This is a genomic window from Hypericibacter sp. (assembly GCF_050729195.1).
Lineage (GTDB): Bacteria > Pseudomonadota > Alphaproteobacteria > Dongiales > Dongiaceae > Hypericibacter.
This window is the reverse complement of sequence record NZ_JBOHKS010000113.1, coordinates 21,098-27,155: the sequence shown is the minus strand read 5'-3', so window position 1 is coordinate 27,155 and position 6,058 is coordinate 21,098. Positions and strand designations below refer to the sequence as shown.

Annotated in this window: 6 protein-coding genes; 5 read left to right on the top strand and 1 reads right to left on the bottom strand. The window is 67.9% G+C overall.

Annotated features, from left to right (window positions below; translation table 11 throughout):
- From gpmI to ACREE8_RS08640, 3 genes are all read left to right on the top strand, one after another.
- Positions 1 to 1,104 (top strand): 2,3-bisphosphoglycerate-independent phosphoglycerate mutase (gene gpmI / locus ACREE8_RS08650; protein WP_431572584.1); only part of this gene is annotated, 1,104 nt, incomplete at its 5' end.
- Complete coding sequence (locus ACREE8_RS08645; RefSeq protein WP_431572583.1) at positions 1,101 to 2,330, top strand: murein hydrolase activator EnvC family protein; 1,230 nt, start codon at positions 1,101 to 1,103, stop codon at positions 2,328 to 2,330. The genes gpmI and ACREE8_RS08645, both read left to right, overlap by 4 nt.
- A 15-nt stretch (positions 2,331 to 2,345) precedes the next feature.
- Entirely contained in the window at positions 2,346 to 3,740 is a 1,395-nt protein-coding gene (locus tag ACREE8_RS08640) for a S41 family peptidase (protein WP_431572582.1), read from the top strand.
- 258 nt (positions 3,741 to 3,998) lie between these two features.
- On the opposite strand, the gene ACREE8_RS08635 is transcribed toward ACREE8_RS08640, so the two are convergent.
- Complete coding sequence (locus ACREE8_RS08635) at positions 3,999 to 4,448, bottom strand: hypothetical protein (protein ID WP_431572581.1); 450 nt, start codon at positions 4,446 to 4,448, stop codon at positions 3,999 to 4,001.
- On the opposite strand from ACREE8_RS08635, the gene ACREE8_RS08630 reads away from it, so the two are divergent.
- On the top strand, positions 4,447 to 5,505 hold the full coding sequence (locus tag ACREE8_RS08630) for a divergent polysaccharide deacetylase family protein (RefSeq protein ID WP_431572580.1): 1,059 nt from the start codon (positions 4,447 to 4,449) through the stop codon (positions 5,503 to 5,505). The two genes, ACREE8_RS08635 and ACREE8_RS08630, sit on opposite strands and share 2 nt — an antisense overlap.
- 9 nt (positions 5,506 to 5,514) lie before the next feature.
- Positions 5,515 to 6,033, top strand: a complete 519-nt coding sequence (locus ACREE8_RS08625) for an RNA pyrophosphohydrolase (protein WP_431572579.1) — start codon at positions 5,515 to 5,517, stop codon at positions 6,031 to 6,033.
- The last annotated feature ends 25 nt before the right edge of the window (positions 6,034 to 6,058 follow it).

Below are 6,058 nucleotides of genomic sequence, written 5' to 3'. Positions count from 1 at the left end.
GCCCGCGCCTATCTTGCCGATTTCCAGAAATCGCTGAAGAGCGGGGCGGCGATCGCCACCGCCACGATCAGCGGCCGCTTCTATGCGATGGACCGCGACAAGCGCTGGGACCGCATCGAGAAGGCCTATGACGCGATGGTCGCGGCGCAGGGCGAGCATGCGGGTAGCGCCGATGCGGCGGTGGCGCAGAGCTACGAGCGCAAGGCGACCGACGAGTTCGTGCTGCCGACCGTGATCGGCGACTATGCCGGCATGAAGGATGGCGACGGCGTGCTGATGGGAAATTTCCGCGCCGATCGCGCGCGAGAGATCCTGCATGCGCTGCTCGATCCGGCCATCGATGGGTTCGCGCGCCGCCGGCGCGTGAGTTTCGCCGCCGCCGCCGGCCTGGTCGAGTATTCGGACGCGCTCAACAAGCTGCTGCCGGCCCTGTTCGCGGCGCAGACCGTGAGCAACAGCATCGGCGAGCTGGTCTCGAAGGCCGGCATGACGCAGATGCGCATCGCCGAGACCGAGAAATACGCGCATGTAACGTTTTTCTTCAATGGCGGCGAGGAGATGGTATTCCCGGGCGAGGATCGCATCCTGGTGCCCTCGCCCAAGGTCCAGACCTACGACCTGCAACCCGAGATGTCGGCCTATGAAGTGACCGACAAGCTGGTCGCGGCGATCGACAGCGGCAAATATGATTTCATCGTGGTCAATTACGCCAACACCGACATGGTCGGTCATACCGGCAAGCTCGACGCCGCGATCAAGGCGGTCGAGGCGGTCGATCGTTGCATCGGCCGGCTTGCCGACGCGCTGACCCGCAGCGGCGGCACGATGCTGATCACCGCCGATCACGGCAATGCCGAGGTCATGTTCGATGCGACGACCGGCCAGCCGCACACCGCCCACACGCTCAACCGCGTGCCGGCGATGCTGGTGAACGGACCGGCCGACGCCACGGCACTGGCCGATGGCCGGCTCGCCGATGTGGCGCCCACCTTGCTGCAGGTGATGGAGCTGACGCCGCCGGCCGAGATGACCGGCCGCTCGCTCATCCGTCACGCCCAGCCGCAAGCGGCACGGGCCGGCACGGAGCGGCGCGTCGGCGAGTGACGAGACCCGGCTTTCCCCGCTGGCCCCTTTATCTTCTGCTGACGGTCCTGACGGCGGCACCGGCCTGCCCGGGTTCGGCTCAGGAAACCGAGGCGCAGGATCAGGACCAGCTCAAGCAGGTCGAGCAGGCGCTCGAACGCGACCGCGCCCGTATCGACGCCCTGCAGGCGCAGCAGACCAAGATCACGCAGGAGATCGCGGCCCTCCAGGACCGGATGGTCGCCGCGGCCAAGCATGCTCAGGATCTCGAGACCGGGCTCGACGAGATCGCGGGCACGCTCGCCACCCTCGAGGAGAGTCTCGACACCAAGGAAGCCGAGCTGGCGGGTCGGCGCAAACAGATGGATGCCAGCCTTGCCGCCCTGGGCTGGCTCGCCTTGCAGCCGCCGGCCGCCCTCCTGATCGGGGCGGAGCGGCCGCTCGACCGGCTGCGGGGGGCCCTGTTGCTGGGAAGCGCCGTCCCGGCGCTCAAGACCCGGATGAGCGACCTGCGCACCTCATTGGCCGAGCTCGGTCGGCTGAAGCAGGAGATCGCCCAGCGAAGGACCGCGCTGGAGAACGAAAGCGCCAGCCTGGCCGACGAAAACCAGGACATCGCCAAGATGGTCACGGCACGCCAGGCCCTGGCCAGCAAGACCGGTGCAGAACAGGCGGCCGCCACCAAACGCGTCGAAAAGCTGGCGGCCGAGGCCAAGGACCTGCGCGACCTGCTGGCCCGCCTGGCAACCTTGACGGCCCCCGCCAAGCCCGACATCGCGTTGGACGCCGGCAGCGCCTCGCCCGACGAAACCCAGCTGGCGGCCCTGCCGGGTCCGGCCAGCCGGCGCCCCTTCCCCGATCCGCCCAGCGCCATCGCCCTGCCGGCGGCCGGGACCGTCCTGGCCCGCTTCGGTGATACGCTCGAAACCGGGGGCAAGAGCCAGGGTGTTACATTTCGGACACGAAGCGAGGCCCAGGTGGTGGCCCCGTTCGACGGCCAGGTGGTTTTTAAGGGGCCGTTTCGAGGTTATGGCGCAATCTTGATCATAGAACATGCGGGCGGATACCATAGTCTGCTCGCCGGCCTGGGCCGAATCGACGTCACTCTCGGTCAATGGGTCAAGGAAGGCGAACCAGTCGGTCAGATGGGTCCCGTCGCAAGCGGCGGCCCGAAACTCTATGTGGAGCTGCGGCGTGGTGGACAACCGATCGACCCCGCACCGTGGCTGGGCATCCGCGACAACTAGATGGACAAAACCCGTATGACACGCACCCTGCGCATGGCAGCGGCAGCGGCAATCGCCGTCTGTCTCTACACGGTTCCCGCTGGCTCGGACGACACATCCGAGACTTATCGCCAGCTCAATCTATTCGGCGACGTGTTCGAGCGGGTGCGCTCCTCTTACGTTGAGGAGGTCAGCGACAAGGCCCTCGTCGAGGCGGCGATCAACGGCATGTTGAGCTCCCTCGATCCGCATTCGAGCTATATGGACCCGCAAAGCTTCGAGGATATGCAGGTCCAGACCAAGGGCGAATTCGGCGGCCTCGGCATCGAGGTCACGATGGAGAACGGCGTGGTTCGCGTCGTCTCCCCGATCGACGACACGCCGGCCTTCAAGGCCGGGCTGCAGCCGGGCGACTTCATCGTCGGGATCGACGGCGAGCCGGTCATGGGCCTGTCGCTGTCCCAGGCGGTCGACAAGATGCGCGGGCCGGTGGACTCGCCGATCAAACTGACGATCCAGCGCGGCCAGGGCGATCCCTTCGACGTCACGCTCAAGCGCGCGGTCATCAAGATCCAGTCGGTGCGCTCGCGTCTCGAGGGCATGATCGGCTATGTCCGCATCACCAGCTTCAGCGAGCAGACCGATGTCGGCCTCAAGGCCGCGATCGACAAGCTCAAGCAGCAGGCCAACGGCAAGCTGCAGGGCCTGGTGCTCGATCTGCGCAACAATCCGGGCGGCTTGCTCGATCAGGCGATCGCCGTGTCGGACGACTTCATCGACCAGGGCGAGATCGTCTCGACCCGCGGTCGCGATCCCAAGGCGGCACAGCGCTTCAACGCCACGCCGGGCGACATCACCAACGGCTTGCCGATGGTGGTGCTGATCAACAGCGGCTCGGCCTCGGCTTCCGAGATCGTGGCCGGCGCGCTGCAGGATCATCACCGCGCGATCATCATGGGCACCACCTCCTTCGGCAAGGGATCGGTCCAGACCATCATCCCGCTGCCGGGCCATGGTGCGATCCGCTTGACCACGGCGCGCTATTACACGCCGTCGGGCCGTTCGATCCAGGGCACCGGCATCTCGCCCGACATCGAGGTGAAGCAGGCCAAGCTCGAGGTCATTGCCGATCAGCCGGAGCATCACGAGTCCGAGCTGCGCGGCGCCTTGAACAATGACGGGTTGAAGCCCGACCAGGGCCAAAACCAGAATCAGAACCAGGACCAGAATCAGACGCCGCCGGCCGGCGGCGGCAGCTCGTCCGGTTCGACGCCAACCGCACCTGCGACAACGACGACGCCGGGGACGGCTCCGGCTCAGACGCCACCGCCCGTTCCGGAGCTCGGCGACGCCACCCAGGATTATCAGCTGGGCCGCGCCTTCGACCTTCTGCGCGGGCTGGCGTTGATCCAGGCGCAGAAGGCCAACTGAGGCGGTCCTTCATGACGACAGCGAAGCGCGCGATCCATCGAACATCGCGCCTTCGCTGCGTCATGGTCTTGAACGGGTCGGCAAGACGGTGGTGACGCCAACGCCAGACAGGAAGAGCGAACCCCGGCCGCGAAGGGCCGGGCGTTATCTCGTTTTGCTGGCCGGCCTGATTCTGCTCGGATCGGCCGGTGGCGCCGTCTGGCTCCAGCAGACGCACAAGCTCCAAGACTTCAGCGAGCAGCCGCCCGCGATCGCGATTCAGATTCCCGACGCGGCGGTGGAACCGGCCGAGACCGCCAGCGAGACGACAGCCCCCGCCAGCGCCTCCACGACCAGCGCCGCGACCACGGAGCCGGCCCCTGCCGCCGTCGCGGAAGCGGGAAGCGACGCCAGCGTCGCGACGCCTCCGGCGCCCGCGACAGAAATAACGGCCAGCACCGGAACCGCACCGGCAGCGTCGGCCGAAGCGACGACGGCTCCGGCCGAAAGCACCATCGCGACACCGCCGGCACCCGCCGAGACGCCTGTCGCCACGAGCGAATCCAGCACGACGGAGACGATCGCAACCGCGCCGGCAGCGGCTGCGACCAGCGACACGGCAACCGCGACGCCGCCGCCCGCGCCAGCCGAGATGCCGGCCGCTGCCCCGGCGGTGACCGAATCAACCGCGCCCGCAGCCACCGAAGCCGCCACAACCGAAGCCGCCATGGCCGAGGCGACCGCGCCGCCGCCGCCAACACCGGTCGCCGAATCCGACGCCGCCGCCGAGACCGCCATCCCCCTGGCGGCGCTCCCGCTCCCGCGCCTCAAGCCGCCACCGCCCGCTGCACCGCTGCCGACCTTGACGGCCGCGGCCGAGACGACGGTGCCGGCAGCCCCCGCCACGACGCAGACAACCGCGGAAGCGACAGCACCCGCCACGGCGTCGCCCGGCACCTCGCTCGGGTCGGCCGCGACCGCTGCGGCTGTCGCCGCCCCCGAGGCGACCGAGACAACGCAGACCGCCAGTGCCGCCGCGCCGGCGGCCAGCGAGGGTGGCGCGCCTCCCTGGAAGAAGAATGCGCGCCCCTTCCCCGCAGACGATCCGCGTCCGCGCGTCTCCCTGGTGATTAGCGGGCTGGGGCTTACCGCCGCCCAGACACAAGCGGCGATCGACCAGTTGCCGCCCGAGATCACGCTCGGCTTCAGCCCCTATTCCGGCGAATTGCAGAATTGGATCGCCAAGGCCCGCGCCGCCGGCCATGAAGTGCTGATCGAGCTGCCGATGGAGCCGTTGAACTATCCGGCCGACGATCCCGGTCCGCAGGCGCTGCTCGCCAGTCTGTCGCCGGCGGAAAACCTGAAGCGCCTCGACTGGGTGCTGGCCCGCAGCGATCAGATGGTCGGGCTGGTCGCCAATATGGGCTCGAAGTTCCAGGCGAGTGCGCGGCTGATTCGCCCGATCCTGACGCGCGTCGCGGAGAAGGGTTATCTCTATCTCGATAACCGCTCCGGTCCCACCAGCGTCGTCAGCGAGGTCGCATCGAGCATCGACCTGCCCTGGACCTACAACACCCGCTTCATCGATGCCGAGGCGACCCGCGTCTCGATCGATGGACGGTTACAGCAGCTCGAGCGCACCGCCCGCGAGAAGGGCTTCGCGCTGGGCCTGGCCCAAGGCTACCCGGTGACGATCGAGCGGGTCGCCGCCTGGGCCAAGAGCCTCGAGGTCAAGGGGCTGGTGCTGGCGCCGGCCTCGGCGCTCGCCAAGACCGGCGCGCAATAGACCATGGTCATGGAATCAGAAAGCAATAAGCCGGGCCCCGCCGATCCCATCGCGACGCTGCCCTACCGCCCCGGGGTCGGCATCATGCTGCTGAACGACGAAGGAGCGGTTTTCGTCGCCCAGCGCATCGACATGCCGAGCGATGCCTGGCAGATGCCGCAGGGCGGAATCGACAAAGGCGAGACGCCGATCGAGGCCGCCTGGCGCGAGATGCAGGAGGAGATCGGCACCAATCGCGCCGAGCTCCTGGCCGAGAGCCGCGACTGGTTCACTTACGATCTGCCGCACGATCTGGCGGCGCGGCTCTGGCGCGGGCGCTTTCGCGGTCAGCGCCAGAAATGGTTTGCCTTCCGCTTCACCGGAACCGATCGCGACATCGACATCACCAGCCACGACCATCCGGAATTCTCCACCTGGCGGTGGGCGCCGATGATCGATCTGCCGACGCTGATCGTTCCCTTCAAGCGCCAGCTCTATCAGCAGCTGGTGGATGAGTTCCGCCCCTTGATCGCGCCGGCCGTCGGCTGATCGAGCCGCTCGATTGCGCGATCGC

What these genes read in the sequence shown, in the direction of transcription:
- ACREE8_RS08625 (WP_431572579.1), top strand. Translation starts at nt 5,515, where the DNA reads ATGGAATCAGAAAGCAATAAGCCGGGCCCCGCCGATCCCATCGCGACG.
- ACREE8_RS08630 (WP_431572580.1), top strand. Translation starts at nt 4,447, where the DNA reads ATGGCCGAGGCGACCGCGCCGCCGCCGCCAACACCGGTCGCCGAATCC.
- ACREE8_RS08635 (WP_431572581.1), bottom strand. Translation starts at nt 4,448, where the DNA reads ATGGCGGCTTCGGTTGTGGCGGCTTCGGTGGCTGCGGGCGCGGTTGAT.
- ACREE8_RS08640 (WP_431572582.1), top strand. Translation starts at nt 2,346, where the DNA reads ATGACACGCACCCTGCGCATGGCAGCGGCAGCGGCAATCGCCGTCTGT.